General features: G+C 67.2%; 22 protein-coding genes. 11 read left to right on the top strand and 11 right to left on the bottom strand.

All coding sequences use genetic code 11. The features are described from left to right. Positions 1-9 precede the first annotated feature (9 nt). The 3 genes from K2Y56_RS10495 to K2Y56_RS10485 all read right to left on the bottom strand — a co-directional run bounded on the left by K2Y56_RS10495 (position 10) and on the right by K2Y56_RS10485 (position 4,459). Positions 10-1,152 carry an acyl-CoA dehydrogenase family protein gene (locus K2Y56_RS10495; RefSeq protein ID WP_292507323.1) on the bottom strand — a complete coding sequence of 381 codons (1,143 nt, stop codon included), beginning with the start codon at positions 1,150-1,152 and terminating at the stop codon, positions 10-12. Between the two features lie 95 nt (positions 1,153-1,247). Beyond that, positions 1,248-3,995: a DNA mismatch repair protein MutS gene (mutS, locus tag K2Y56_RS10490; RefSeq protein ID WP_292507322.1), complete on the bottom strand. Its 2,748-nt coding sequence runs from the start codon at positions 3,993-3,995 to the stop codon at positions 1,248-1,250. Between the two features lie 167 nt (positions 3,996-4,162). Beyond that, positions 4,163-4,459 carry a hypothetical protein gene (locus K2Y56_RS10485; RefSeq protein WP_292507321.1) on the bottom strand — a complete coding sequence of 99 codons (297 nt, stop codon included), beginning with the start codon at positions 4,457-4,459 and terminating at the stop codon, positions 4,163-4,165. Positions 4,460-4,665: 206 nt separating this feature from the next. On the opposite strand from K2Y56_RS10485, the gene hrpB reads away from it, so the two are divergent. Then, positions 4,666-7,158 (top strand): ATP-dependent helicase HrpB, encoded by a 2,493-nt coding sequence (hrpB, locus tag K2Y56_RS10480; protein WP_292507320.1) that lies wholly within the window; start codon positions 4,666-4,668, stop codon positions 7,156-7,158. 14 nt (positions 7,159-7,172) lie between these two features. Here the strand turns inward: hrpB and K2Y56_RS10475 are convergent, their stop codons facing one another. The 4 genes from K2Y56_RS10475 to K2Y56_RS10460 form a co-directional block, all read right to left on the bottom strand. Next, entirely contained in the window at positions 7,173-7,367 is a 195-nt protein-coding gene (locus K2Y56_RS10475; RefSeq protein WP_292507319.1) for an Rmf/CrpP family protein, read from the bottom strand. A 577-nt stretch (positions 7,368-7,944) separates the two neighbouring features. Beyond that, the gene (locus tag K2Y56_RS10470; protein ID WP_292507318.1) at positions 7,945-10,098 is read right to left on the bottom strand and encodes a helicase-related protein; all 2,154 of its coding nucleotides are present in this window, start codon (positions 10,096-10,098) and stop codon (positions 7,945-7,947) included. Between the two features lie 86 nt (positions 10,099-10,184). Next, the gene (locus K2Y56_RS10465; RefSeq protein ID WP_292507317.1) at positions 10,185-11,672 is read right to left on the bottom strand and encodes a methyl-accepting chemotaxis protein; all 1,488 of its coding nucleotides are present in this window, start codon (positions 11,670-11,672) and stop codon (positions 10,185-10,187) included. Then, on the bottom strand, positions 11,669-11,977 hold the full coding sequence (locus K2Y56_RS10460) for a hypothetical protein (protein WP_292507316.1): 309 nt from the start codon (positions 11,975-11,977) through the stop codon (positions 11,669-11,671). Before K2Y56_RS10460 ends, K2Y56_RS10465 begins: the two co-directional genes overlap by 4 nt. Before the next feature lie 220 nt (positions 11,978-12,197). Between K2Y56_RS10460 and K2Y56_RS10455 the strand changes: the two genes are divergently transcribed. The 10 genes from K2Y56_RS10455 to K2Y56_RS10410 all read left to right on the top strand — a co-directional run bounded on the left by K2Y56_RS10455 (position 12,198) and on the right by K2Y56_RS10410 (position 20,903). Further along, positions 12,198-12,962: a ComF family protein gene (locus tag K2Y56_RS10455; RefSeq protein ID WP_292507315.1), complete on the top strand. Its 765-nt coding sequence runs from the start codon at positions 12,198-12,200 to the stop codon at positions 12,960-12,962. A gap of 131 nt (positions 12,963-13,093) precedes the next feature. Continuing rightward, positions 13,094-14,545 carry an ATP-binding protein gene (locus tag K2Y56_RS10450; RefSeq protein WP_292507314.1) on the top strand — a complete coding sequence of 484 codons (1,452 nt, stop codon included), beginning with the start codon at positions 13,094-13,096 and terminating at the stop codon, positions 14,543-14,545. Positions 14,546-14,643: 98 nt separating this feature from the next. Beyond that, positions 14,644-15,516, top strand: a complete 873-nt coding sequence (gene motA, locus K2Y56_RS10445; RefSeq protein WP_292507313.1) for a flagellar motor stator protein MotA — start codon at positions 14,644-14,646, stop codon at positions 15,514-15,516. Further along, the gene (locus tag K2Y56_RS10440; RefSeq protein WP_292507312.1) at positions 15,513-16,448 is read left to right on the top strand and encodes a FliM/FliN family flagellar motor switch protein; all 936 of its coding nucleotides are present in this window, start codon (positions 15,513-15,515) and stop codon (positions 16,446-16,448) included. Before motA ends, K2Y56_RS10440 begins: the two co-directional genes overlap by 4 nt. Then, a complete protein-coding gene (locus K2Y56_RS10435) occupies positions 16,432-16,764 on the top strand; it encodes a hypothetical protein (protein WP_292507311.1) in 333 nt (110 codons plus the stop codon). Before K2Y56_RS10440 ends, K2Y56_RS10435 begins: the two co-directional genes overlap by 17 nt. A gap of 75 nt (positions 16,765-16,839) precedes the next feature. Further along, positions 16,840-17,205: a flagellar motor switch protein FliN gene (fliN, locus tag K2Y56_RS10430; RefSeq protein ID WP_292507310.1), complete on the top strand. Its 366-nt coding sequence runs from the start codon at positions 16,840-16,842 to the stop codon at positions 17,203-17,205. Positions 17,206-17,221: 16 nt separating this feature from the next. After that, on the top strand, positions 17,222-18,253 hold the full coding sequence (locus K2Y56_RS10425; protein ID WP_292507309.1) for a flagellar motor switch protein FliG: 1,032 nt from the start codon (positions 17,222-17,224) through the stop codon (positions 18,251-18,253). A gap of 38 nt (positions 18,254-18,291) precedes the next feature. Further along, positions 18,292-19,359 (top strand): flagellar biosynthesis protein FlhB, encoded by a 1,068-nt coding sequence (gene flhB, locus K2Y56_RS10420; RefSeq protein ID WP_292507308.1) that lies wholly within the window; start codon positions 18,292-18,294, stop codon positions 19,357-19,359. Beyond that, positions 19,356-19,811 carry a hypothetical protein gene (locus tag K2Y56_RS10415; RefSeq protein WP_292507307.1) on the top strand — a complete coding sequence of 152 codons (456 nt, stop codon included), beginning with the start codon at positions 19,356-19,358 and terminating at the stop codon, positions 19,809-19,811. Before flhB ends, K2Y56_RS10415 begins: the two co-directional genes overlap by 4 nt. Positions 19,812-20,219: 408 nt before the next feature. After that, a complete protein-coding gene (locus K2Y56_RS10410; protein ID WP_292507306.1) occupies positions 20,220-20,903 on the top strand; it encodes a response regulator transcription factor in 684 nt (227 codons plus the stop codon). A gap of 19 nt (positions 20,904-20,922) precedes the next feature. On the opposite strand, the gene K2Y56_RS10405 is transcribed toward K2Y56_RS10410, so the two are convergent. The 4 genes from K2Y56_RS10405 to K2Y56_RS10390 are packed head-to-tail and all read right to left on the bottom strand — an operon-like array spanning position 20,923 to position 25,757. Next, positions 20,923-21,480: a transglycosylase SLT domain-containing protein gene (locus K2Y56_RS10405; protein ID WP_292507305.1), complete on the bottom strand. Its 558-nt coding sequence runs from the start codon at positions 21,478-21,480 to the stop codon at positions 20,923-20,925. After that, entirely contained in the window at positions 21,434-23,110 is a 1,677-nt protein-coding gene (locus K2Y56_RS10400; RefSeq protein WP_292507304.1) for a flagellar hook-length control protein FliK, read from the bottom strand. Before K2Y56_RS10400 ends, K2Y56_RS10405 begins: the two co-directional genes overlap by 47 nt. Continuing rightward, complete coding sequence (locus tag K2Y56_RS10395) at positions 23,107-24,354, bottom strand: chemotaxis protein MotC (RefSeq protein ID WP_292507303.1); 1,248 nt, start codon at positions 24,352-24,354, stop codon at positions 23,107-23,109. The genes K2Y56_RS10400 and K2Y56_RS10395 overlap by 4 nt, the downstream gene beginning before the upstream one ends. Continuing rightward, entirely contained in the window at positions 24,351-25,757 is a 1,407-nt protein-coding gene (locus K2Y56_RS10390) for a MotB family protein (protein ID WP_292507302.1), read from the bottom strand. Before K2Y56_RS10390 ends, K2Y56_RS10395 begins: the two co-directional genes overlap by 4 nt. Position 25,758 lies beyond the last annotated feature (1 nt).

Below are 25,758 nucleotides of genomic sequence, written 5' to 3'. Positions count from 1 at the left end.
AATGCGGCCTCAGTGCCAAAGGCTGTCGGCAGGACCGGATCTGGCGAGCACGTAGCCCGCCGCCATGTCAAGCGCCCTGTCCGGACCCGGCTGCCGGAGATAGACCATCAGATCGCGCGACAGGCGTTCGATCGGGTGCCCCTGAAGGAACCCGGCAAGCCCGATCGAGCGCTGAGCGTGTTCGAGCACGTCGAGTCCGGCGCGTTCGACGGAGGACCGGGCGAGGTTCACGTAAGCGATGGCCTGGTCGGTATGGACGTTGGGATCGTTGGCGATCGAAGCCGCTCTTGCCACGACGAGCCGGGCCGTTTCGACCGCGATGGCCGCTTGGCCGACCCGGCCGCGCTGGTGAGCATCGCCGTCGCGGCGGGTCTCGCGCAGGTGTTGACGCAGTGTATCGAAAACCGCCTCGATCCCGCCGAGCTGCACCGCGCAGAACCTCCAGGCCCCGCCGGAGAAGTCGGGCTCGCGGAAATAATCATCGGGGTCGCCGATAAATGCCTCAGGTCCTACGCAAAGCTCGGAGAAATCGACGGTGCCGGAAACGGAGGCGCGCATCCCCTGCGCCCGCCAGCTCGACAAATCGGCGCGTTCGCCCTGGCCAAGATCGACCACCAGCATCTGCTGGCGGCCATCGGGCCGTCTGGCGGTGACGAGAGGCCTCGTGACGAAGCCCGCGCCCGAGGCGAACGACTTGGAGCCGGAAAGGCGGTATCGTACCCCCTCCTCGCTGAGGACGAGACCGCCTTCCGCCGATTGAGTGTTCCAGACCCCGAACAGATGACCGTCCATGGCATCGCCGGCTAGCCGCTCGCGAACGGGGGTCGAAGCGTAGCGCGACACCAGCGAGAGAGCGTTGACGTGCCCCTCGTAGAGCCGCCCCAACGCTAGGCTGCCGCGGCCGAGCAGTGCCAGGACGTCGAGTAGAAGAGGCGCCATGCCGGCCTCGTTGAGGCTCGAGCCGCCGAGGCCATGCGGCAGCGGCGCCGCGAGCAGCCCGAGACGGTGGCAATCGGCGACATCCTCGGCAGGAAACTCGCCCTCGCGATCGAGCCTATCGGCCCGGGACGCGGCAAGAGACGACACGGCACGCGCTGCGCTTTTGAGCCGCTCGGACCCATGCATGCCGTGTTGGGGGACGACGACATTCATGGCGCGCGGCAAGGTCCATCGAGTGGTGCAGGGTGCGAGCCCTTTAACCTAGGACGCAGGAGCGAGATGGAAAGCGTGCTTGCCGCGTGTCGGCCTCAGCCTTGCCGTTCCGCCCTGAGCGCTTTCAGCCGATACAGCGCATCGAGCGCGTCCCGCGGAGTCAGAGCATCGGGTTCGATCGTATCGAGCAATGCGGCAAGCTCGTCGCGCTGCGGCTCGGGCGGGGGAGGTTCGGGCGGAGGCGGCGGGGCGAGGCTGGCGAAGAGGGGCAGGTCGTCGATCCGCGGGCGGCTCGGGCGGTCGCGCTCGGCGCTCTCGAGGTTCTTCAGAATCGCACTCGCTCTCGCCACGACGCTCGCCGGAAGCCCCGCGAGGCGCGCCACCTGCAGGCCGTAGGAGCGTCCGGCGATCCCCGGCACGACCTCGTGCAGGAACACCACCTCGCCCTTGTGCTCGGCCACCTTCAGGGTCGCGTTGTCGAGGCGTGTGAGGCGCTGGCCGAGCGCCGTGAGTTCGTGGAAATGCGTGGCGAACAGGGCGCGGCAGCCATTCTGCTCGTGCAGGTGTTCGAGGCACGCCCAGGCGATCGAGAGACCGTCGAAGGTGGCGGTGCCGCGGCCGATCTCGTCGAGGACCACGAGGGAGCGGCGCGACGCCTGGTTCAGGATCGCGGCGGTCTCGACCATCTCGACCATGAAGGTCGATTGCCCGCGGGCGAGGTCGTCGGCGGCGCCGACCCGGGAGAACAGGCGGTCGACGACACCGAGATGGACGCGCCTCGCGGGCACGAAGGCGCCCATCTGCGCCAGCACGGCGATGAGCGCGTTCTGGCGCAGGAAGGTCGACTTGCCGCCCATATTCGGGCCGGTGATGAGGCGGATGTGCCCGCGCCCCTCGCCGGAGAGGTCGCAATCGTTGGGGATGAAGGGCTCGCCCGAGCGCCGCAGCGCCGCCTCCACCACGGGGTGGCGGCCACCGTCGACGATGAAGGCGAGGCTGTCGTCGACGAAGGGGCGCGACCAATCGAGCTCCACCGCCAGCTCGGCATGGGAAGCGGCGACGTCGAGGGCGGCGAGCCCTTCGGCGCAGGCCGCGATGATGTCGGCCTGATCGAGCACCCTCGCGGCCAGCGCCTCGAAGATCGCGCCTTCGAGCGCCAGGACCCGTTCCGAGGCGCCGGCGATCTTCGATTCGAGCGCCCCGAGTTCGAGGCTTGTGAACCGCATTGCGTCGACCATCGTCTGGCGATGGACGAAGGTCTCGCGCATCAGACCCTTGAGGCAGGCCTCGCCCACCGCCTGCGGCACCTCGATGAAGTAGCCGAGCTGGTGGTTGTGTTTGATCCGCAGGGTCCGGCAGCCGGTCTCCTCGGCGTAGCGGGCCTGGAGCGCGGCCACGATCTTGCGGGAATCCTGGCCAAGCAGCCGGGTCTCGTCGATCTCGGCATCGTAGCCCTCGCGCACGAAGCCGCCGTCGCGCCGGTTCAGCGGGAGGTCGTCGGCGAGCGCGGCGCGCAAGGTCTCGACGAGGCCTGGATCGACCCGGGCGAGGCTTCCGGCGATCTCGCTCAGGGCCTCGGGAATGGGGCTGAGGGCGCCGAGCCGGTCGGCGATGGACGAGGCCGCGTCGAGGCCGTCGCGCAGGGCCGCGAGATCGCGCGGGCCGCCCCGGCCGAGGCCGAGGCGCGACAGGGCGCGGGCGAGGTCCGGCGCGCGGGCGAGCGTCTCGCGGAGCGCACCGCGTCGAGCGCCGTCCTCCACCAGGAAGGTCACGGCCTCGTGCCGGCGCGCGATGGCGGAAAGCTCGGTGAGTGGCCCGGCGAGATGCTCGGCGAGCAGCCTTGCGCCCGCGGCCGACACCGTCCGGTCGATGGCGGCGAGCAGGCTGCCGCCGCGCTCGCCCGACAAGGTGCGGGTGAGTTCGAGATTGGCGCGGGTCGCCGCGTCGATCGAGAGCGTCGTGCCGCTCGCCTCCCGCATCGGCGGCGTCAGGGTCGCCTTCGCTCCGACCTGCGTGCGGGCCACGTAGAGGAGGGCTGCGCCGGCTGCAGCGATCTCGGCCCGGCTGAAGCTGCCGAACCCGTCGAGGGTCGAGACACCGAATTGCTCCCTGATGCGCCGCTCCGCCGAGGCTGGCTCGAGCTCCGCCTGGGGCAGAGGCGTCACGGCGGCCTGCGTCTCGCGCCACAGGCGCGCGAGACCCGGGTCGGCATGGATCGCTTCGGACAGGACGATCTCGCGCGGCTCGTGGCGAGCGATGGCTGCCGCGAGTTCGCCGCCTTCCACTTCGGTCAGCGAGAAGCGCCCGGTGGAGATGTCGATGGCGGCGAGGCCGTAGCCGAACCTGGCGTCGTCGAGCTTGCGCCGGCCGATTCCGAGCAGGATGCTGGCGCGGGCCGGATCGAGCAGCCGGTCCTCGGTAATGGTGCCGGGGGTGACGAGGCGGACGACGGCGCGGTTTACGACCGATTTAGGCCCTCGCTTCTTCGCTTCAGCCGGATCCTCGGTCTGCGCACAAACGGCGACGCGATGGCCCAGGGCGATGAGGCGGCTGAGGTAGTCGTCGGCGCGCTCCACCGGCACGCCGCACATCGGTATATCGGCGCCGCCATGCTTGCCGCGCTTGGTCAGCACGATGCCGAGCGCCCGCGATGCGATCTCGGCATCCTCGAAGAACAACTCGTAGAAGTCGCCCATCCTGTAGAACAGGAGGCAATCGGTGTTGGCGGCCTTGATCTCGATATACTGAGCCATCATCGGCGTGGCGCCGGCCTTGTCGAGGGCCGTGACGACGTCTGACGTGGCAACCGCCTTGGGCAAGGATCGGGCAGGACGCTCTGACATGGCGCGGTGATACCAGAACGAGGCGGTCGAAGCAGCGAAGCGCGGCCATTGCCCTGGGGAGAAGCTCCTCGATCCCAACTGCCACCTAAAACAAGAAAGGGCCGGCGCCTCTTCGCACCGGCCCCTTCGTCAAACTCCTGGTTGTCGCTTCGGCGACAGAATCAGCCTCAGTAGCGCGGGCCGCCCGAGGTGTTGCCCTTCTGCTGCTGGTATCCCGGCTGTGACGGATTGCGAGAATTCGGGTCGCTCATCATGCGCGGCTGCATCCGGCGCATCGAACGATGACGCATCCCGTGGCGGTGGCGCATGCCGCGACGGTGGTGGTAGCCGGCCTCGCTGGCTACGGGCTGGTCGGCGAGGACCGATGCTGCCGGCATGGCGGAAGCGGCGGACGCCGGAGCCAGGCCGATGCCGAGGCCACCCATGAACAGGCTGGCAGCAAGGGTAAGAGTAAGCTTGTTCATGTGGTCTTTCCGTCAAATCGCCCGATTGGCGCCGGGCTAACAATTCACTTGTGTCCAACCTGTTCCACGAAAGATTGCATTCGTCTCTCAGCCGAGACCGGGGAGAACTCACTCCGCATGGCGGGACCTCTCAGGCGAACAGGATGCAGCTCGCATCGACCACGCGAGACTTGCGGTTTCGCGTCTCACATCGCACCAGCCTTCTCATGACCGCTCCCGTCAGCCTTCCGCCGGATACCGCCCTTCCCATCGATGCGGTCCTGCCGCGGCTCCTCGCCACCCTCGACGCCTCCTCCGGCACGGTACTCGTCGCACCTCCCGGCGCGGGCAAGACGACTCGCGTCCCCCTCGCGCTTCTCGATGCCAAGTGGCTGAGGCCGAACCATAAAATCATTGTGCTGGAGCCACGCCGCCTCGCCGCCCGCGGTGCGGCCGAGCGAATGGCCGCGACGCTCGGCGAGAAAGTCGGGGAGACCGTCGGGCTTCGGGTGCGGCTCGGCTCGAAAGTGTCGGCTCGTACCCGGATCGAGGTCGTCACCGAAGGTGTGTTCACCCGCATGATCCTCGACGATCCCGAACTTAGCGCCGTCGGGGCGATCCTGTTCGACGAGTTTCACGAACGATCGCTCGATGCCGATCTCGGCCTCGCCCTCGCCCTCGACGCCAAGGGCGCATTGAGGCCGGACCTGCGGATCATCGTCATGTCGGCGACCCTCGACGGCGCCCGCGTGGCGAAGCTTCTCGGCGACGCGCCGGTGATCGAGTCGGAGGGCCGTGCCTATCCGGTCGAGACCCGGCATCTGCCCCGCGCGCCCGATAAGCGGATCGAGGAGACCATGGTGGAGGCCATCTTGCGGGCGTTGCGGGCCGATGCCGGCTCGGTCCTGGCCTTCCTGCCGGGACAGGGAGAGATACGCCGCGTCGCCACGTTCCTGGAAGACCGGGTCGGCGAGGATGTCGATGTCGCCCCGCTCTACGGCGCCCTCACCCCGGCCGAGCAGGATCGGGCGGTCTCCCCTGCTCCTCCGGGACGAAGGAAGGTGGTTCTGGCGACCAGCATCGCCGAGACCTCGCTGACGATCGAGGGCGTCCGCATCGTCGTCGATTCCGGTCTGGCGCGCGTCCCGGTTTACGAGCCGGCGACCGGCCTGACACGCCTCGTCACGGCGCGGGCGTCACGTGCCTCCGTCGATCAGCGCCGCGGCCGTGCCGGACGCACCGAGCCGGGCGTCTGCCACAGGCTGTGGCCGGAGGCCGCTACCAGCGCGTTGGAGGCCTTCGGCAAGCCCGAGATCCTCGCGGCGGACCTTGCCGGTCTGGTCCTCGATTGCGCCGCATGGGGCGTCCTCGATCCGCGCAGCCTCGCCTTCCTCGATCCGCCGCCAGGGCCGGCGCTCGAGGAAGCCAAGTCGATGCTTCAGGCAATCTCGGCCATCGATGCGGATGGGCGCCTGACTCCGGACGGACGCCGCCTGCGCGCCCTGCCCCTCCCGCCGCGCCTCGCCAGGATGGTTGTGAGCGCGGCGGATTCCGGCGCGGCGTCAGAGGCCGCCCGCCTCGCCGCCGTTATCGTGGAGCGCGGCCTCGGCGGCGACGGTGCTGACCTCGCCGACAGAATCGAGCGGTTCGGTCGCGACCGTGGGCAACGGGCGGCGGACATGCGCCGGCTCGCCGAAGGCTGGGCACGCCAGGCCGGCGAGGCGGCTCTCCGGAGCAGTGGCGTTGATCCCTTTGGCCCGGGTTACCTCCTGGCCCTCGCCTATCCCGACCGCATCGCTCGCGCACGAGGCCGCGACGGCGAGTTCGTCTTGGTCAATGGCCGTGGCGGCCGGCTCGACCCGGCCTCGGCGCTGGCGCGGGAGCACTACATCGTCGCGGCGGAACTCGCGGGCTCGGCCGGCAATGCGCGCATTCTGGCTGGGGCCGCGATCTCGCAGGAGGCGATCGAGGCGTTGTTCGCTGACTGGATCGAGACCACGACGTCAGTCACCTTCGAAAGAAGCGCGCGCAGCCTGCGCGCGCGCGAGATGAGACGGCTGGGAGCGGTCACGCTCGCTGAACGCACCCTTCCCGTACCGGCGAATAGCGAATCCGCATGCATCCTGGCCCGAGGCATCGCCGAGATCGGCCTCGACTCCCTCCCCTGGACTCCGGCCCTGTCGCAATGGCGCGCACGGATACGTTTCTTGCGGGCGGCACAGGGGGAGCCTTGGCCGGACGTCTCCGACGAGGCTTTGGCATCCACGGCAGCGGAATGGCTGGCGCCCGAACTGAATGGCCTGATAAGCCTCAACGCCATCTCGGCGGATACGCTGGGTCGGGCTTTGTCGGGCCTGCTGCCATGGGAGTTACGTCACAGGCTCGACAGCGAGTGCCCGACCCATGTCGAGGTGCCGACGGGGTCCCGTATCCCGGTCGATTACGAGGCCGAGGGCGGCCCGGTCCTGGCGGTGCGAGTCCAGGAATTGTTCGGACTCGACCGTCATCCGGCACTCGCCGGCGGTCAGGTGCCATTGGTACTGCATCTGCTCTCGCCGGCCTCGCGCCCGATCCAGATCACCCGAGACCTGCCTGGCTTCTGGCGCGGCTCATGGGCTGGAGTGCGCACCGACATGCGTGGGCGCTACCCGCGCCACCCCTGGCCGGAGGACCCGATCGCCGAGCCTCCGACCCGCCGGGCGAAGCCGCGGGGTACCTGATCGCCCTTAGGGCTTCAGGGTTCGCCTTTGGTATCGCCGCCGGATTCCGCCTCTGGCCTGTTATCGACGGCCTCTTCGAAGGCCTCCATCCAGGCTATCCGTTCCTGGCTTCCCTCGGGATACGGGCAGCTATCAGGGGTTCGCCCGTAGAGGCGGGCGTTCCGGCCCTTCATGAAGGGGCTGTCGCTGGCGGTGGCGCCACTGCTCATGGCTGAACTCCTCGTGCGTTGCGTTCGGGGCGGCAACGCACGAGCGTCAGCGAAGGATCATGCGGACCTGCGTTCGGCAACGCAATCGCCACTTCGTGAGGAACCCATGTCGAAGCCAGAGATCGCGATCCTCGTGACAACAATCATCCGGTCACGGCATTCTACGAGCATCTCGGATATCGCGACACCCATACCGCTTGCTCGCGGAAGATCATCGGGGCGGGCTGATGGCGATCCCGAGGGTCCGAGGAGGTCTGATCAACGACCGGGAAAGCAGGCGACGGCTTGAAACCGAGTCAAGGATTGGGACTTATCGTTCCGGACGGCCGGAATCATCCTGCCGCAGGCTGATGGGAGCGTGAGCATGAGCTTCTTCTATTTCCTGGTCTTCGTCGGTCCGTGGCTGGGCCTCGCCGTCATGAACCTGATGTCGATGAAGAACGCCAAGCCGCTCTGAGGCAAAGCTCCAAAGTCGGACTGCCGTTTTCCACATCGAGGGTCGTGGACCCTTCCTGTCGTTCCGGGTTCGCCTTCGGCGCCCGGAATGACGAACTGGCATCGTCGATGTCTGGATAAGCTAGGCCGCTGGCCCTCGGGCAATCTGAGTTCGACGCCCTGGTTCAAAGACGGCGGATCTCGCAATCGCGGCAAGATAGGCTTCGATCGCCGCATTGGCCGCGCCGCGCATCGCACGCATGTCGTCGACAGCTATGAAAATTCGAGGGAAGCGGCGCGCGAGCCAAAGATAGGCGCTGCCGAGTCGTACCAGCCGCTCCTGTTCGGCAAGGTCATGAACATTGCCCGGACGCAATGCATCCACTTCCGCTCCCTCCGCACAAGCCTCCATCCAGCGGTCGAGGATGGAGCAGGAGATCGCGTCACGCCGATCGATAGGGCAGATTGCGAAAACGAAGCGGTCGGCGATCGACAGGGCGACCTGATCGGTCTTGGCTGCGGCGGCTATCATCGCGTCCTGGTCGGCTGGCTGGAACGGCGAACCCTCGTAGAACGTCGCAACGGCGAAGTGGCGCAGGATCGCCTCCAGACTGTCGGTGCCCATCTCCTCACCCATGGCTTCGATGGCGACGAGGTCTGGCCTGACGAAGAAGCGCGGGTCGGCTGCGGGCGCCGTGATGGCACCACCGAGCGCGGCATGCAGGGGCGCGATACCGGCCACGTCGAGGGCCGCGACATAGCCGGCCTCCTGATGTCCGAAGCGGCCCGCCCGGCCGGCGATCTGCCGGATCTCCGAATGGGTGAGCGGCCGCTCGGCCTTGCCGTCCCACTTGCGGACGACCGAGAACAACACCCGCTTGAGGGGCCCGAGATTGAGTCCCATGCCCACCGCATCGGTCGTCACCAGGATCTCGGCGTCGCCGCCACGGAACCGAGCGGCCTCGGCGCGGCGCACCTCTGGCGAGAGCGCGCCGTAGATCGTCGCCACGCTGTGACCGGCCGCGATCAGGGCTTCGCGGTTCTCGTGCACGGCCCGGCGCGAGAACGCGACGACGGCGTCCCCGGCTTCGACGCGGTCCAGGGGAACCGGCTCGTCGATCAGCCGCAGCGGCGTCTTGCGGGTGAAGCCGACGACGTCGAGGGATTCGTTGGCGGCCTCCGCCGCACGCCGCACGAAGGATAGGGCATCCTCCGAACCGCAGACGATCACGGTGCGGGCCGGGATGCCGAACAGGGCGTTGGTCCAGGCCCACCCACGATCCGGGTCCATGATCATCTGGATTTCGTCGATGACGGCGACCTCGACCGTACGGCGCAGATCCGCGGTCTCGATGGTGCGCGAGGTGTGGGTCGGCTCGGCTTCGCCCAGCACCTCCTCGCCGGTGATCATCCCGGCGCGCAAGCCGCGCTCCAGCAACGCTTCGTAGTTCTCCAGGGCAAGAAGGCGCAGGGGCGCGAGATAAGTGCCGGTGGCGGCGGCCGTGAGGTGCTCCAATGCCGCATAGGTCTTGCCCGAATTTGTCGGCCCCATGTGAAAAACGATGCGGCGGTTGAGCCGGCGCGCGGCCGTGAGCCGGTCGATATAGGCCCCGAACCCGACCCGGTCGCGCAGGCGCCGGCGCGGCGAGTCCTCCTGCGCCAGCACCCTGGCACGGGTGCGGACAGGCTTGAGCGTGTCGAGCAAGGTTCGGGCGAGATCAGGCCCGAAGGCGAAGCGGCGCGAGCGCAGGGAGCGGTCGAGATGCGCGATATAGGTCGCCGCGTCGGCGCCGACGTCCTGGAGGTCGACGCGGACCTGCTGACGCAGACGGTCCACGGGCTTGCGCAGCGCCCGGTTTACCGAGGCCCGCTCGGCCTCGAGAAACATGCGCAGGTCATCGAGCCGCCAGACCGGATCGTTGCGCTCGGCCATTTCGTCGAGGATCGACGCCGCCTCCTGCGCGGGGGCGTCCACTCGCAGGTCCATGCGTCCGTCATCGAGGATCGGCATCGTAACGGAGAGCGAGGCGCCAAGCGCTCCATCCGCACCAGCGGTCACCTTCAGGTCCGGCAGGGTCCGGGCCAGTTCGCCAAGACCGCTCTGCAGGAAGAGGCGCCGCGCTTCGAGCGCATGCAGCGCCTTCGCGACGTCCGCCTCATCGGGTTCCCCGTCGAACTCCGGCAGATTGAGTTGCTGCCGCAGGAGATCCAAAGCCACCGCATCGAGCTTCGCGCCGAGGCGCGCCGCGATCTCCCCGAGAGCCTCGTTCGTCGGCGTATGACGCCTGCGGACCATGTCCCCTCCCCTTGCCGCCGACGGCAGGAGCCGTCCCGATCCATCGAGGAAAAGCTATGGCATGCGGGCGGGGCGGCCTGCGAGCCTCACGCCCGTCGCGAGGCTCCGAGTTCCTTCACGAACCCGGCGGTGACGCCGCGAAGGACCCCTACCTGCTTGCGTACGGCATCGGTCGAGGCCTGGACCTGATCGATGACCGCGCGGGTGGTGCCGACCGTCCGAGCCACCTGAATGACCCCGGTAGATGCCGCCTCGGCATTGGACAGGGCGGCGCCGATATCGGTTCCCATTCCCTGCGTCGCGCTGCGTTGGCGGCCGATGGCGTCGACCATCGCGGCGGCCGTGCGCTCGACATCGTCGATCCGGGTGGCGACCGCCCGCATGGATGCCACGGATTGTTCGGTCGCGCTCTGAACGTCCCGGATCTGGGTCGCGATCTCCTCGGTCGAGCTCGCGGTCAGCCCGGCGAGGCTCTTCACCTCGGTGGCGACTACCGCGAATCCACGGCCGGCGACACCTGCGCGGGTGGCTTCGATGGTGGCGTTGAGCGCAAGGAGGTTGGTCTGCTCTGCAACCGACCGGATCGTCGTGATGACCGAGCCGATCCGCTCGACGGAGGCCATGAGTTGGTTGACGGTCTCACCGGTCTGGCGCGCATCGTCGCTCGCCGCGCGCGTGGCGGCATTCGTGGCGTCGAGGTGATGCGAGATCTCGTCGGCGGTGGCGGTAAGGTGGTCACAGGTCTGCGCGACCCGGCGGACGTTGTCGCCCGCCTGGATCGTGCGAGCCGAGGCGCCGTCTGTCTCCTGCTCGGCACGCCGGGCGACATCGGATATGGCATGGCCGCTCGACTCCATGGCGGCGAGTGAGGTCTCGATCGATTGGACGACGTCGGCCACGGCGCTCTGAAAGGAATGCACCTGGCGCTCTACGGCGGCGGCACGCACGACCTCCCGGCGAGCCTGCTCCTCGGCCTTCGCCTTCAGGGCTTCCGCTTCCTGCTTGTCGCTTTCGGTGCGGGCGAGCGCGCGGCTGGCCGAGACGCCCTTCTGAATCTGGAAGACCAGCCAGACCAGCACGGCGGTCTGTGCGATCAGGATGACAGCGTGAAGGGCGACCCGCTGGATGCCGCCGCCGTCGGGAAACACGAGCGCGGGAAGCACGAGTCCGAAGCCGAGGTGATGCACCGCGACGACGGTCGCATAGGCGATCAAGGCCTTCCAATCGAGGAGGGCTGCGACGATCGCGAGGCAGGCGAAGAAGTACATGTGGATGTCGATCTGCAGAGTCTGACCGCGGCCGCCCTGCTCGAACACCGCGACCAGCATCGCGACGAGAGCCGCGAGACCCAGGCTGGCGAGGAGCCGCGTCCGTGGTCCCGTGAGGTCGCGCGCCGCCGCGAGCGTCGGAATCGCGGCAAGGGCCAGGGCGGCGGCAGCCAGTCCGAAACTCGCGAAGGTTCCCCGCCAGGTGTTCACAGCTACCACGAGGATGGCGTTGAGCCAGAGGAAGCCGACGAACATCCGTCCCGACGACGTCCTGATGCGGTCCAGGGTGAAGCCGTTCGTGCTCATGCGCGTGAATCGTCCTTGAAGGTTGGTTCGGGTCGGCAGCCCAGCGCCCATGAGGCGTCGAGGGTCATCCAGGCGCCCGCGCGATGCAGCTGGGCATGAAAGTCGGGATCGTCGGACCGCGCGACAGCGATGAACGGAAGGATGCTCATGCGGACGATCGCGCCCTCGGAGCGCGCGATCACCGTGATTGCCGCGTCCCCCTCCGCCCACGGGTCTCCGACCACCAGAACAGGTCCGCCCGACCGCGCAGGCACAAGGGCGGCGAGCGGCAGAACCAGGGTAAAGAAAGCAAATGCTCCGACCATCGCAGTCGGGATCTGGGATGCATTCATAATAACAAATGTTAGTCATTCGTACTCAAGAAACAGTTAAGCGCCGCACATGCGGCCTCTGAAGAACCGGCGACGTCAGTTGAGAGCGAGGTAGGCGGCTGGAGCCGGGATGCGGCGGCCAAAAGAGCCGTTCGACCGGCGTGGAGCCGGCAGGGGGCTTTTCAAGACGCCGAGCGGGTGTCATCTCAGACTGATGCAACCCTTGCGGTTATTCTTTGAGAACTGCTGCCGGACGTTCCGAGATGCGGCCTTGACCCTCGTCTATCCGCCGAGCTGCACCGGCTGCGGCGGAGCCACCGCCGACGCGCACGCCCTTTGTCCTGCCTGCTGGACACGCTTGACCCTGATCGAACAGCCCTATTGCTCCCGGCTCGGGACGCCCTTCAGCGTGGATCTAGGTGTCGGGCCACTGATCTCGCCACGTGCCATCGCCGAGCCGCCGGCCTTCGAAAGGGCACGGGCTGTCGCCGTCTACGATGAGGTCGCGCGCCGGATGGTTCACCGCCTGAAGTACGAGGACCGTCTTGACCTTGCAGCGGTCATGGCGCGGATGATGGAGACAGCGGGGACCGAACTCGTTACCGAGGCCGATTGCGTCGTTCCGGTGCCACTCCACCGCCTGCGTCTCTGGCGACGGCGCTTCAATCAGGCGGCGCTTCTCGCGAAGGCCATCGCCGGGCACAAGGGACGATCCTACGACCCGGGCTGCCTCGAGCGGGTCAAGGCCACTCGCTCGCAGGTGGGTCTCAGCAGGCCCGCCCGCGCCGCCAATCTTCAGGGCGCCTTCCGGGTTCCGGAGGCGGCCAAGGCACGCCTGCAGGGACGGCGCGTGCTGCTCGTCGACGATGTCAGTACAACTGGCGCCACCGCGAACGCTGCCGCCCGGGCACTCCTGCGCGGCGGCGCCAAGGCCGTCGACGTCCTCACCTTCGCCGTCGTGGCGGCAGAGAATTCGTGATCAAGCTCCTCGTCGGAGGTCGTCAGTCGCCAGAGATAACCCGGAAACATCGGTGTGCTTGGCTCCTGCGGTGCCCGGAAAGCCAAAGGAAGGTTTGCTGGTGACAGTGTAGGCGGAGCATCTAGGGAGTCATGACTAACCCCATCGGCGATCGAGCCCGTCCGGACGAGCCCGCCACGTCGCGGCGTAGCTTTCCGGTCCCCCGCAGCGTCAGCGGCCAGATCGCGGTGCTCGTGGTGATGACCATCGTCGTCACGCATATCCTCATCGCCATCGCTCTCTTTTTTGCCGGCGCCGGACCCTGGCGCACCGTCGATACGCCCGGAGGCGTCACCAATCGCCTCGCTGTGGTCGCACGCATGCTCGAGACCGCTCAGGCCGACCAGCGACAGGTGGTCTTCGCCTTGGCCAGAGCCGCGGAGCCGTCGATGGACCTGAGCTTGGACGAAGCCGCTCCGGCAGATGCGGGCAGCGAGGCACACCCCCAGGCGCCGAGGCTCCTGCAGAACCTCGGCGCCGGCTACCAGGTGCTCCCGCTGACGAAATCGACTGATCTCAGCGAGGACGGCGTGGCCCGGCTCACGGTGGAAACGCCGAGCCGCCTGATCATCTCTGCGCGGGTTCCGTTCCGCCTGATCGCCCCGCCGTACCGCTGGGGCCCGGTTCTCGGCACGATCGTATTTCTAGCCGCGATGTTGTCGGTTCTCTCGGTCTGGGCGACGAGGGCACTCGCGGCCCCCCTGGCGCGACTGGCCGAGGCGGCCGAGGCTTTCGGCCGAGTGGACGATAGCACGCCGCTTCCAGATCGCGGGCCCGAGGAGGTGCTCACGGTCTCCCGTGCGCTCGGACGGATGCGCGACCGCGTCACGCGCCTCATCGACGACCGCACCCGCATGCTGGCAGCCATCAGCCACGATCTGCGCACGCCGATCACCCGCATGCGCCTCCGGGCAGAGTTCATCGACGACGACGACGCCCGCGCGGCAACCCTGCGGGACCTCGACCAGATGAACGCCCTGGTCGAGGCCGCCCTGTCCTTCGTCCGCGACGGACGCAAGCAGGACCAGATGGCGCCCCTCGATCTCGCCGCGCTCGTCCAGACGGTCTGCGACGACTTCGCCGACATGGGCGCGGACGTAGAGGCCGAGACTTTGAGACATGTCCTGATCAATGGCCGATCCGACGAACTCCAACGGGCGATCTCCAATCTCGTTGACAATGCGGTGAAATACGGCCGGCGGGTGCGCGTGAGCATGGCGGCGACTTCGGCGGGAGCCACTGTCGCCATCGCAGACGAGGGCCCCGGCATCCCCGCTGCGGACCATGTGGCGATGCTCCAGCCCTTCGTCCGAGGAGACCGCGCACGAAACCTCGACGAGACGCCAGGCTTCGGCCTCGGCCTTTCCATCGCTACGGCGATCGTCGAGGCCCATTCCGGACAGATCAGTCTGGCGAACCGGGAGCCGCATGGTCTCGTCGTCACCTTGTCGCTGCCCCGAGCCGCAGGAATCTCATCTCCCCGCGAGGTGGCGACGGCGCCGGCCGACGATGACGTGAGGCAATCGGCTCTCGGGCGCGCCTGAACAACGCGCCTCCGGAGTCGGGGGTGTGCCAGCCCCACGCAAGCGATCCACCCTATCCCCGCTCCCATCGTGACATGGTCACAGTGGAGGCGGCAGCCTTGAGCGTCCTCATCGGTCTCGTCATCGCCATCGGTTCGATGCTCGGCGGCTTCGTCGCCATGGGCGGCCACCTCATCGTCATTTGGCAGCCTTGGGAATACGTCATCATCTGCGGCATGGCGGCGGGTACGTTCGTCATCGCCAACCCGATGAAGACGGTTGTCGACACGGGCCGCGCATCGATGGAGGCACTCACCGGCAAGGTGCCGAAGCGTCAGGACTTTCTCGCCCTCCTCGGCCTGCTTCACACCCTCATGCGGGAACTCAAGAACAAACCCCGGAACGAGGTCGAACCCCATCTCGACGACCCCGAGAACTCGGAGCTGTTCAAGACCTACCCAGACGTCGCCAAGAACAAGGACCTCGTGATGTTCATCTGCGACTACGCGCGCCTGATCCTGATCGGCAATGCGCGTTCGCATGAGATCGAGGCGCTCATGGACGAAGAGATCACCGGCCAGAAGCGCGACGCCCTCAAGCCCTATGCCGCCCTCACCACGGTCGCCGAGGCGCTTCCGGCTCTAGGCATCGTCGCGGCGGTCCTCGGTATCGTGAAGGCGATGGGGGCCCTCGACCAGTCTCCCCAGATCCTCGGCGGCCTCATCGGCGCCGCACTCGTGGGCACCTTCGTCGGCATCTTCCTGTCCTACGGTGTGCTTGCGCCCTTCGCCCTCAAGGTGAAGACCACCCGCGAGAAGCAAGGCCGGGTCTATATCATCGTCAAGCAGAGCCTTCTGGCATACATGAACGGAGCGGTGCCGCAGATCGCGGTGGAGCACGGGCGCAAGGGCATCTCGTCGGGAGACCGCCCGACCATCGACGAGGTCGAGAATGCGACCGTGACAGGCGGAGCGCCGCGGGAGGCCGCATGACCGGACAACCGACCGCCAATCCGACGGACCTGAAGATACGCCTCAAGGAAGCGGGCGGCCTCTCCCTCGAGCGCCTGCCGATGCTGGCGGTGGTGTTCGACCGGCTGACCAGTGCCTGCACCGACAACCTCAAGCACCTCGTCGCATCCTCGGTGTTCTTCTCGTTCACGGGGATCAGGAACGGCCCCTTCGGCGAGCTGCTCGATGCCTGCGACAACAACGCGGTGGCGGGGATCTTCCACGCCGCCGAGTGGGATAGCCACATCCTCGTCGCCCTCGACCGCGACTTCATCTTCACCATGGTCGAGGCCCTGTTCGGAGCCGACGGCGGAGAGCCGCCGGTGGAGGACGAGCGCCCGTTTTCGGCGATCGAACTCCGCCTCGCCCATATGATCTTCGAGCAGATCGGGAAGGCTCTCGAATCGTCCTTCTCCCTCGTCTCCGCGACGACGTTCCGGCTGGAGCGCACCGAGACCAGGATGGAATTCGCTGTCATCGGCGGCCGCAGCAACAAGGCGGTCGAGGCCCGTTTCATGATCCAGGCGCTCAATCGCGGCGGAGAGTTGCTGGTGATCATGCCGCATTCGGCGATCAACCCGATGAGGCCGCGTCTCGCCAAGGCGCTCACCGGCGATACGGCGGCCCGCGACCCGCGCTGGACCCGTCAGATGGCCGCCGAGGTCCAGAAGGCCGAGGTGACGCTGCGGGCGGTGCTGGAGGAGCGCACCCTGACGCTGGGCGAGATCGCCGACCTCAAGGTCGGCCAGGTCATCGGCCTCGATGCCACCCCTGCGACGCGGGTGATGCTGGAAGGCAACGACCGACCCCTGTTCTGGTGCCACATGGGCCAGGCGCAGGGATCCTACGTCCTACGGGTCGATGAAGCCATTGCGCAGCGAAAGGAAGCCGCCGAAGATGACGCCGCTCGTTGACACCGTCCTGCTGCTGGCTCTCGTGGTGACGAGCGCCTGCGTGGTGCCGATGTACCTCAAGCTCAAGCGCCTCGACCGGACCCAGGCCGAGTACGGTCGGATCTTCGCCGAATCCGGCCATGCGCTCGCCAGCGCCGGGGCTGCGGTCCGCAGTTTCAGCACCGAGGGCCGGGCCATCCTGGAGGACCTGACCGTGAAGATCGACGAGGCCCGCAAGACCCTCTCGGATCTCGAGGCGAGCCGCCGGAGCCTCGCCGGCGAAATCGCCACGGCCCACCAGCCCCACGTCGACCGTCCGACGACCTCGAGCGGCTGATGGCACCGGATGTTCTGGCCTTGAACGAACAAGCCCCACACATTGCAAAATCTTTTGAAACCCAATGAGCGGCCGATGAGCGACAGCCCCTTCGACAGCGCCAGCGCCGTCCCTACCGGCGCAACTCCGTCTTTCCCGAGCATTTCCAGCGACGGAGAGCCCCGGGTCGGCGACGGTCGCAACCTGGATTCGATCCTGCGCATCCCGGTGCTGATCCAGGTGGTGCTCGGGTCGGCGACCATGCCGGTGGCAGACCTGATGAAGCTCGGACGCGGCGCCATCGTGCCCCTCGACCACCGTGTCGGCGAGCCGGTCGACATCACCGTCAACGGCCGGGTCGTCGCCCGCGGCGAGATCGTGGTCGTCGAGGAGGACAATTCCCGCTTCGGCGTTTCCTTGACCGAGATCGTCGGTCCGGCCGATTCCGGCCATAATGGCTGAGGGCTGAAAGCAGGCGATGTCCACTCTTCCGGCCAAGGTTCAGGGCAATCTCCGGCAGCTCAATCCGGTGGACGAGGTCGCGGCGCTGCTCCTGGCCATGGGGAAGCCGGCGGCCGGCCGGTTGCTCAAGTATTTCGAGCCGGAGGAGATCCGCCAGATCACCCGATCGGCGACCCAGCTCGGGGCGGTGAGTTCGAACCAGCTCGACACCATCGTCGAGACCTTCTCCGGCGAGTTCTCGGCGGGCGGCAGCCTTGTCGGCACTCTTCAGGAGGTCGAGAAGCTGCTCACCGGCCTCCTTCCGGCCGACCAGCTCTCGGATATCCTCGCCGACCTGCGGGGCGACGTGACCAGGTCAGTCTGGGAACGGATGTCGACCGTATCGGAGACGATGCTGGCGAGCTACCTCGTCAAGGAGCATCCGCAGACGGCCGCTCTCGTCCTCTCGAAGATCAAGCCGAGTGCCGCCGCCAAGGTGATGGCTCACCTTCCGGAAGCTCTGCGCAACACCATCATGCGGCGGATGCTGTCGTTCAAGCCGATCGTCGACGAGGTCCGCCAAGCCATCGAGAAGGGGCTTCTCGAGGATTTCCTGATCAACGGATCGCGCAACTCGGGCGCCGATACCCACGCCAAGATGGCGGACATCATCAACAAGATGGAGCGCACCCAGATCGACGAGGTGCTGACGAGTCTGGGCGAGTCGCGGCCGAAATCGGTCGAGATCCTCAAGGGGCTGCTCTTCACTTTCGACGACATCGTCAAGCTGGCTCCGCGCGCGAGGACGAGCCTGTTCGATTCCGTGCCGAACGACCGCCTCGTCCTCGCGCTCAAGGGCACGGATGCCGAGTTCCGCAACGTGGTACTGGGCGCTCTCTCCGCCCGCGTGCGGCGCATGGTCGAGCACGAGCTCAATGGCGGCGAGCCCGCCGCGGCGAAGGACGTCATGGAGGCGCGCCGCAGCATCACCGACCTTGCCATGGAGATGGCGGGCCGCGGCGAGATCGAGATCAATGCGGGAGGCGAGGTTGAGGCCCTCATCCGCTGAGGCCACGGCGACCCTGACCATGCGGCCGGGCCCGTCCCGTGTCGGATGATCACGATCCCGAAAGCAAGACCGAAGCGGCGACCGAACGCAAGATTCGGGATGCCGTCGAGAAGGGCAATGTCCCCTTCTCCCGCGAAGCACCCATCTTCGCATCGATTCTCGGGCTCCTCATCGCCCTGAGCTTCGTCGTCCGCGACGGGGTCGGGCCGCTTGTTCGAGACCTGTCCCCCCTGCTCGACCATCCGCGGGGCTTTGCGCTGGAAAACAGCCAGGACGCCGCGATGCTGTTCCAGGGCACCGCCCTCGCGGTGGCCCGCTTCCTCGTCCCGATCCTGGCGATCCTCGGGCTCTGCGGCCTTGCGGCATCCCTCCTCCAGAACGTCCCGAGCCTCGTCGGCGAGCGGATCCGACCGCAATGGTCACGGGTATCGCTGGCGAAGGGCTGGGGACGGATCTTCGGCAAGGAAGGTCAAATCGAATTTCTGAAATCGGTCTTTAAATTTTTATCGGTTTCACTCGTCGCCCTGCTGCTCCTGCGCTCGGAGGGCAACAAAGCCATGAATGCCATGTTCTCCGATCCGAGCCAGATCCCCGACCTGATCCTCACGGTCTCGATCCGGCTGATCTCGGTCGTCAGTATCGCCACCATCGTAATCGTGGCGGCCGATTTGGTCTGGTCGCGCCTTCGCTGGCAGCGGTCGCTCAGGATGTCCCACCAGGACATCAAGGACGAGCACAAGCAGAGCGAGGGCGACCCCCTGATCAAGAGTCGCCTGCGCTCTCTGGCGCAGGACCGGTCACGCAAACGCATGCTCTCGGCGGTGAAAGAGGCCACCGTGGTGATCGCCAACCCGACTCACTATGCCATCGCCCTGCGTTACAACCGAGAAGAACAGCCCGCTCCCCTCGTGCTCGCCAAGGGTAAGGACCTTCTCGCCCTTCGCATCCGAGAAATTGCAGAGGCGAACGGCGTTCCCGTCGTGGAAGACAAGCCTCTCGCAAGGTCCCTGTACGACAGTGTGGAGGTCGACCGGATGATCCCCGCGGAGTTCTACAGCGCAGTGGCCCAGATCCTGTTCTTCCTGTTCGCGAGGACCCGTACATGACAGCACTTCCGCGCTCGTCAGACGGCGAACCTTTGAGGGACGACGATGTGCTCGGAGCGGCCGAGCGCGTCTTCGCAACGGCGATCCGCGACTTCATCGCCGAACTTTGCCTCCTCGACGGCGGCATCCTGATCGGCTGGGTCAAGGGCGAGCGCCACGGCAACATCGCCGACCTGGTGGCCTCCTCCGCAGAGCCTTTCTTCAAGGAGGCAACGATCGCCTATGCCGACGGCGCCGACATCCGGTTCGACTGGGGCCGCTCGCTGACCGTCGTCCTCGACATGGAGTTCGTGACGAAGCCCGTGACGGTCTTCTTCAAGCTGATCCTCGACGGCGTTTATGTCGGCGTTGCGATTCAGCGCATCCTGGCAGACCAAAGCCCGTCGCAGTTCAACCTCGACGGCTTCGCGAGCGCACTGGCGGATGCTCGACTGCGGCCGGCCGCGGCTTGAACCTCGGCTCCCGCGAGCGGCGAACCTGGTTTTCGACTGTTAGTTGAACAAACCTCGCTGCTTGCCCATAGATGGCGAGTTTTTTGAGTCGGAAACGCGATTTGTCTGACCCGGTGCTCCGAATTGGATTGACCATATGAATGCCCGGCGACATTCATAGGTTAAATCGTCGAATCGCATCTGCGAGTAGATGCTGGGCAGCAAAGGCGTGGGCGAATGTTCACGAAGTTGCGGTCTATACCCATCTGCAATCCAGTGGGGCGATAGCTCGATGTGGGCAGCGTCATTCGCACGACAATGCTGTGACGAAGCATTGTTGCCGCTCCATTAAAGCGGCATTCCCTCGGATCGGTCGCGAGAGTTGCTTAGGTCACGATGACGGTTGCGTAGGAACCGGAGAGATCGACGATGTACATCCTGGTCGATGCGCGGCAATCAGTGAATGCCGGGTACAAGGCCAGATTCGATCGAGAGGGCATCTCGTCCCTTGGCCTCGCACCGGATGAGTTCGCCAGCTGGTTCCAGGCCTCGTCGCGCGGCGACAGGGAAGCAATCCAGGGATTTCTCCTCGGAGACTTCGAGGAGCGCGCCAAATGCGCCAGCGCGATCCGCAAGCTGTCGCGCGCGCCGATCATCGCGCTGAGCGACGTGCGCAATCTCGACGACACCCTGGTCCTCCTTGATGCCGGCATTGACGACGTGCTGCCGAAGCCCGTCCATGTCCGCGAAATCCTGGCGCGATCCGAAGCGATCTGGCGGCGGGTCAATGGCGGCCTGCCGCAGGTGGGCGAGAAATCGGCCTCGACCGACCGCCTCAAAGTCTATTTCGACGGACGTGATCCCGAGATCGACGGCGAGGTCCTCGCCCTGCCCCGGCGCGAACGTCACATCCTCGAATGCCTCGTCCGCAACAAGGGGCGCCGGATGACGAAGACGCAGATCTACAACGTGGTCTACGGCGTCTACAGCAACGGCGTCGAGGAAAGCGTAATCGAGGGCCACGTGAGCAAGCTGCGCAAGAAGCTCAGCACGCGGCTTGGCTACGACCCGATCGAGGCCAAGCGCTTCATCGGCTACACCTTCATCGGCTGAGCGCCCGTTCAGCATCGATCTACTTGCAGAAGCTCCGGGCATTTGGGGTCCATTGTCCAAAGCCGGTCGCGACCATGTTGCCGATGACGCGGCAGACATAGATCTTCTGCGCGGGATTGTTGTTGGGCCCGGCATGGTAGCGCGCGACGGCGAGGGTCCAGCTTCCTTCACGCGCCTTCAGCTCCTTCAGGAAGACGGTGGCGTATTCGACGTTCTGGCGCGGGTCGATCATGCCTTCGAGCGAGGTGAACCGCGACCGGTGGTAATGGTGGTTGATCTGCATGCAGCCGAGATCGACGAGCTTGACCCCGCTGCGCTGAGCCAGGGCGAGCCGCTGCATCACGTCGGCGGCGCTCGACCCGAAATAGGATTTGCCGGCGATATTCATCGCGTAGGGCTGCAGTGAGCCCTTGTTGCCGCTCTCGGTCAGGCCGACGGCGTAGAGGACGCCCAGGGGCACGCCGTGCTTGGCCGAGGCGCCTGCCATCTCGCGCTCGCACACATTGGTGGCCGCCGCTGGCGCCGGGGCGCTAGAGATAGCGGCCGAGACGGCCAGAACCGACAGAGTTCGTCTCATCGCTCGTCCTGTCCCTCGAGATGCCCGCACGCTCCGGGTCGCGGGGTTCGGGCTGGCGGCGCCCGGATTGATCGGAATTGGCGTGGCGGGGATCGCTGTTCGATCCGCCCTGCGCCGAGGAGCCCGCAGCACCGCCGCGCGCCGGGTCAGCGGCACCGGCCCCCTCGCCGCGCCCGGAGGTGACGGTGACGAGGTCCGGCTGGTAGCCGGCGCTTCTGAGAAGATCGTCAAGGGCCGCGCCGTCGCTGCGCAGGAGGGAGGCGGTCTCCTCGCGGCTCGCGTGAAGGCTCATCTCGAGCTGGTCGCCGCGCAGGCGCATCCGCACCACGACGGTGCCGAGATCGTCCGGGCGAAGCTGGATTGTAAGGATCCGCAGCGGTCCTTCGGCACCAGACTGGATGACCGGACCGCTCACGCCCGGCAGACGGCCGACCTCGGCCAGCACGGCCTCGGCCACCTGGAGCGAAGGCATCGGGATCGAAGGCATCTGGAGGGTCTGCGGCGCTGACGACGCAGGCGCGCCCTGAATCACGGTTGCGGCGATGACGGGTTTCGCGTCTTCCGACCGGCGTCCGTTCCGGTCGTCGGGTGACGCTTCCAGTGATCCGGGACGAACAGACCGGACAGCATTCGCCTGCGATGCCGGGCTTGCCATGGGCCGTTCGGTATCGTCGTTCGAAGGCGAAGTCTCGGCCGTTACCGACTTTCCGCCCGATGGTCCTGGCGAAGTCGCTTTTGCGAGGCCGGATACGCCAGTCGCGGGAGCGGGGGTCTCAGCGCTGGACGCATCAACCTGTGAGGACTGCGCCGGGGTGGCCGTCGAAGCACCTGGCGATACGCCTGACGGCTGTGCGGGATCGGCCTCTGCGGTGCCCTGGACTCCGTTCGGAATGCCCGGCGCTATCGCAAGGCCGGATAGGGGATTCGCTGCCGTCGAGGATGAAACCGTGGCGATGGCTGGGTCGGGTCCTCCCGGCTCTGGCGACGCCCGCTGGATAGACGCTGCCGCCAAGACAAGATGCGAGGGCGAAAGGGCATCGAACGCCGTTGCAGCGTTGGCGACGGCGGACGTGTCCGGCCGGACTGCAGCGGAGACCTGTCCCGGCTGCGTGGATCCGATGAGGTTGGCCGCTCCGACGTCCTCGGCAGCCGCTGGCAGCACCGGCATCAGTGTCACCGGGTGCGGCTTCACCGGCGCGAAGTGGGTTTCCTGGGACAGGACGGTGACCTGAAGCCTTTCGTGCAGGCCCGCCATTGCGATGCCCGCCGCAGGCCCGCCCCGCCGCATGGCCGCGGTCGATGCCACGGATGGAGGCGCAATCAGGGTGAGCTGTGCGGTCTGCCCCAACAGGTTCTCGATGCCGCCGGGAATGCCGCCCGTCGGAACCGACGTAGCGGCGTCCAGGGCCTTGAGGAGCGTCGAGGCGGGAGCGGCATCTGTCGGTGGAGGCGGCGGTGTTTCGGGCTCCAGTTCGGCCGGGGCCGGCTTGGCACCCGGCGCTCCATCTCCGGCCAGAGCGCCGAGCATCGCGCCGAACGCCACGGCGCTATCGTCGTCGCGCCCCGACCGGCTCGCCGGAGACTCGGGGCCGGATCGGACGGAAGCAAGGTTGGCACCGAGCGTATTCACCGGCTGCTCCTATTCATCATCGCGTCGACCCGATCGATCATTCCCTGCGCGCGGGCGATGGAGGCCGGCATCGGCAGGGCACGTTTCGGAGTCGCCGAGTCGGGAACGGTCGTCGTCGCCTCTGCCTTGGCGGCGGGCACGGAGCGGATCTCCGCCGCCATGGCGAGGGCGGCGTCGAGGAGCACGAGGTCGGCATCCGCGAGCACGCGACGATCCGTCGTGCGCAGGGTCTCGATGCTGTGGTCGAAATGCCCCTCCGCGGCGAGGAGGGCCGCCGCACGATAGAGGCGGGCGCGCACCGCGAAGGGCGAAGCCGGGTCGGCGAGGGTGATGCTCCGCTCGGCGGCGAAGACGGCCGTGCTGGTCTTGCCCTGGTCGAGCCCGGCGCGGGCAACGAGGAGATAGATGTCGCGCCGCCCCTCTGGTTCGATCTCGTCAAGCATCGCCTGAAGCTTGGCGAAGCGGGCGCCGTCGCTGGCAAAGTCGAGGCGGGTCAGCGCCGCCGCGAAGCGTTGCCGGAAGTTTCCGGCATAGACCGAGTGACGAAAACGCCGGAGGTACTGGATCGCGAGGGCCTCGAACCGTTTGAGGTCGCCGGTCTGGGCGAGCACGAAGATCTCGCGCCGGAGTGCCCCCTCCTCGACGAGCGTTCCCGGCGCCAGGAGGCGGGCGAGGTCGAGGAGGCGCACCGATTGCGCCGGATCGACGCTCGCCGCGAGAGCAGCCTGTGCCAGGGCGAGTTGGGCGCCGAGGCCGACCGGCACGGCATTGGGATCGATCTTAGAGAGAAGCGTTCGCGCTTCCTTCTCGCGGCCCTCCAGATACGCGAGGGTGCCGAGGATGAGAGGCGTCTCGGCGTCGCCGGCCTTTCCGGAGGCGACGAGGTGGCGCATCAGCCCAGGTCCGCCCCCGCTCAGCGCGAAGGTCACCGCCGCCCGGACGTTCTTCTGCTCGGCCCAGGTCTCCGGCTGCAGCGCCAGCATCCGCTCCTCGGCGTGCTGGACCAATGCGCGCTGGCCGATGAACGCCTGCGTCGAGCCGAGGGCGATGCGGTCTTGAAGTAGCTGGAGCGTGCGGACGAGTTCGATCGGCACCGAGTAAGCGGCGATCGGTAGCGGCTCGATCGCCGCGGTCGGCGCCTTCGCCTCGCCTTCGCCCTTCGAATCGGCGGCACTCGCCGGCACGAGTGGCAGCACCGCCAGAATCAGCGGGGCGAGGCCTGGGAATCGAGCGCGGAGTCTCACTCGGGCCGCCCCCGCAGAAGGATCTCGATGCGACGGTTCTCGGCCGCCTTCGGGTCTGCGGCATTGCGCGGAAGCCGGTCGGCATAGCCTTCGATGCGCTCCAGGCGAGCATCTTCGACGCCGCCGCGGACGAGCATGTAGGAGGCCATCTGCGCGCGCGCTGACGACAGGCGCCAGTTGTCGTAGGTCTCGGAACGGAAAGGCCGCGAGTCTGTGTGGCCGCGAACCACGATCCGACCGGGACGATCCTTGATGACCTTGGCGATCCGCTCGAGCGCCTTGACCACCTTGGCCTGCGGCTCCGCCGATCCGATCGAGAACATGCTGAAATTGGCCTCGTCGGTGAGACTGATCAGGATCCCCTCGCCGGAGCGCCGAACATCCATCTGCGGTGCCGGCGCCCCGGTTCCGAGGCCGGAAATGGCCTTGGCGATCTCTGCCCGGATCTCCGCGACCGCGGCGGCTTCGGCCGCATCGGCCGCCGCCTTGGCCGGATCCTTCGCGGCCTCCTTCACGGGCTCGCCCAATGCCGGGGCTGCGACCTCGGGAGCCGCCTCGCGTCGAAACTCGACGGCCGGTTCCTTCGCAGCCTCGCGAGGAACCGGAGGTGCCGCCGCATCGGCCGGTTTCGCGTTAGCCAGGACGGGCAGCAATTCGCCCGCCGCTGCCAACTGGATGGGAGCAGCCTTGATGGCATCACCCTTCACCGTATCGCCTTTGGCTGCGGTGGTCCTGGCCGTGTCAGCCTTGGCGACGACGGCGCCGTGGTTCGCGGATCGTGCATCCGGCCGGCCGTCCTGGGGAGGTGGCGCGACGGTATTGGCGGCACCGGGGGTGTCGGTCCGGTTCTTGGGCAGCGACGCCACCTGCCAATAGAGCGGATCGAAGGGATCGCGTGCCGCTTCGCCGCCGCTGATGCCGGGTTGGCCGGCCTCTGTCACGACGGCATCGGCGGAATCGGCACGGTCGGACTCGACCTCGGCGGCGAGCCGCGCGAGAACGGAGTACGGGTCCTGGAACAGGGCAGCCTCGCGAGCGCGGCTGCCGGGAGCACCGGCGCTCTTGCCATCGCCGCTCTTGCCGTCCCCCTTGCCGCCCTCGCCGTGGCCGCCATCCGTCTTGCCGAGCTCGCCTTCGCTCGGCGCTTCGCCGGGCGTGTTCTGCGGGTCGCGCAAACCTCGGCGATCGAAGGTGACGTCGGCAAGCTTCACCGGGTTGAAATACTCGGCGATGGCAGTCTTCGTCTCCTTTGTGGTCGAGCCGATCAGCCACAGCACAAGGAAGAGCGCCATCATGGCCGTCATGAAATCGGCGAGCGCAATCTTCCAGGCGCCGCCGTGGTGACCCTCCTCGTGGTCGCCGTGGCGTTTGATGATGATGATCTCGTGGGCGCCCTCCGCCATG

This window comes from Methylobacterium sp. (assembly GCF_019745455.1).
In the GTDB taxonomy this organism is placed as follows: Bacteria; Pseudomonadota; Alphaproteobacteria; order Rhizobiales; family Beijerinckiaceae; genus Methylobacterium.
Note: the sequence above shows the minus strand (reverse complement) of the source record. Positions and strands in the feature narration are given on the sequence as shown.

What these genes read in the sequence shown, in the direction of transcription:
- K2Y56_RS10390 (WP_292507302.1), bottom strand. Translation starts at nt 25,757, where the DNA reads ATGGCGGAGGGCGCCCACGAGATCATCATCATCAAACGCCACGGCGAC.
- K2Y56_RS10475 (WP_292507319.1), bottom strand. Translation starts at nt 7,367, where the DNA reads ATGAGCAGTGGCGCCACCGCCAGCGACAGCCCCTTCATGAAGGGCCGG.
- K2Y56_RS10405 (WP_292507305.1), bottom strand. Translation starts at nt 21,480, where the DNA reads ATGAGACGAACTCTGTCGGTTCTGGCCGTCTCGGCCGCTATCTCTAGC.
- K2Y56_RS10435 (WP_292507311.1), top strand. Translation starts at nt 16,432, where the DNA reads ATGACGCCGCTCGTTGACACCGTCCTGCTGCTGGCTCTCGTGGTGACG.
- K2Y56_RS10440 (WP_292507312.1), top strand. Translation starts at nt 15,513, where the DNA reads ATGACCGGACAACCGACCGCCAATCCGACGGACCTGAAGATACGCCTC.
- K2Y56_RS10470 (WP_292507318.1), bottom strand. Translation starts at nt 10,098, where the DNA reads ATGGTCCGCAGGCGTCATACGCCGACGAACGAGGCTCTCGGGGAGATC.
- fliN (WP_292507310.1), top strand. Translation starts at nt 16,840, where the DNA reads ATGAGCGACAGCCCCTTCGACAGCGCCAGCGCCGTCCCTACCGGCGCA.
- K2Y56_RS10450 (WP_292507314.1), top strand. Translation starts at nt 13,094, where the DNA reads ATGACTAACCCCATCGGCGATCGAGCCCGTCCGGACGAGCCCGCCACG.
- K2Y56_RS10485 (WP_292507321.1), bottom strand. Translation starts at nt 4,459, where the DNA reads ATGAACAAGCTTACTCTTACCCTTGCTGCCAGCCTGTTCATGGGTGGC.
- K2Y56_RS10410 (WP_292507306.1), top strand. Translation starts at nt 20,220, where the DNA reads ATGTACATCCTGGTCGATGCGCGGCAATCAGTGAATGCCGGGTACAAG.
- K2Y56_RS10425 (WP_292507309.1), top strand. Translation starts at nt 17,222, where the DNA reads ATGTCCACTCTTCCGGCCAAGGTTCAGGGCAATCTCCGGCAGCTCAAT.
- K2Y56_RS10465 (WP_292507317.1), bottom strand. Translation starts at nt 11,672, where the DNA reads ATGAGCACGAACGGCTTCACCCTGGACCGCATCAGGACGTCGTCGGGA.
- K2Y56_RS10495 (WP_292507323.1), bottom strand. Translation starts at nt 1,152, where the DNA reads ATGAATGTCGTCGTCCCCCAACACGGCATGCATGGGTCCGAGCGGCTC.
- K2Y56_RS10415 (WP_292507307.1), top strand. Translation starts at nt 19,356, where the DNA reads ATGACAGCACTTCCGCGCTCGTCAGACGGCGAACCTTTGAGGGACGAC.
- mutS (WP_292507322.1), bottom strand. Translation starts at nt 3,995, where the DNA reads ATGTCAGAGCGTCCTGCCCGATCCTTGCCCAAGGCGGTTGCCACGTCA.
- K2Y56_RS10455 (WP_292507315.1), top strand. Translation starts at nt 12,198, where the DNA reads ATGCAACCCTTGCGGTTATTCTTTGAGAACTGCTGCCGGACGTTCCGA.
- hrpB (WP_292507320.1), top strand. Translation starts at nt 4,666, where the DNA reads ATGACCGCTCCCGTCAGCCTTCCGCCGGATACCGCCCTTCCCATCGAT.
- K2Y56_RS10460 (WP_292507316.1), bottom strand. Translation starts at nt 11,977, where the DNA reads ATGGTCGGAGCATTTGCTTTCTTTACCCTGGTTCTGCCGCTCGCCGCC.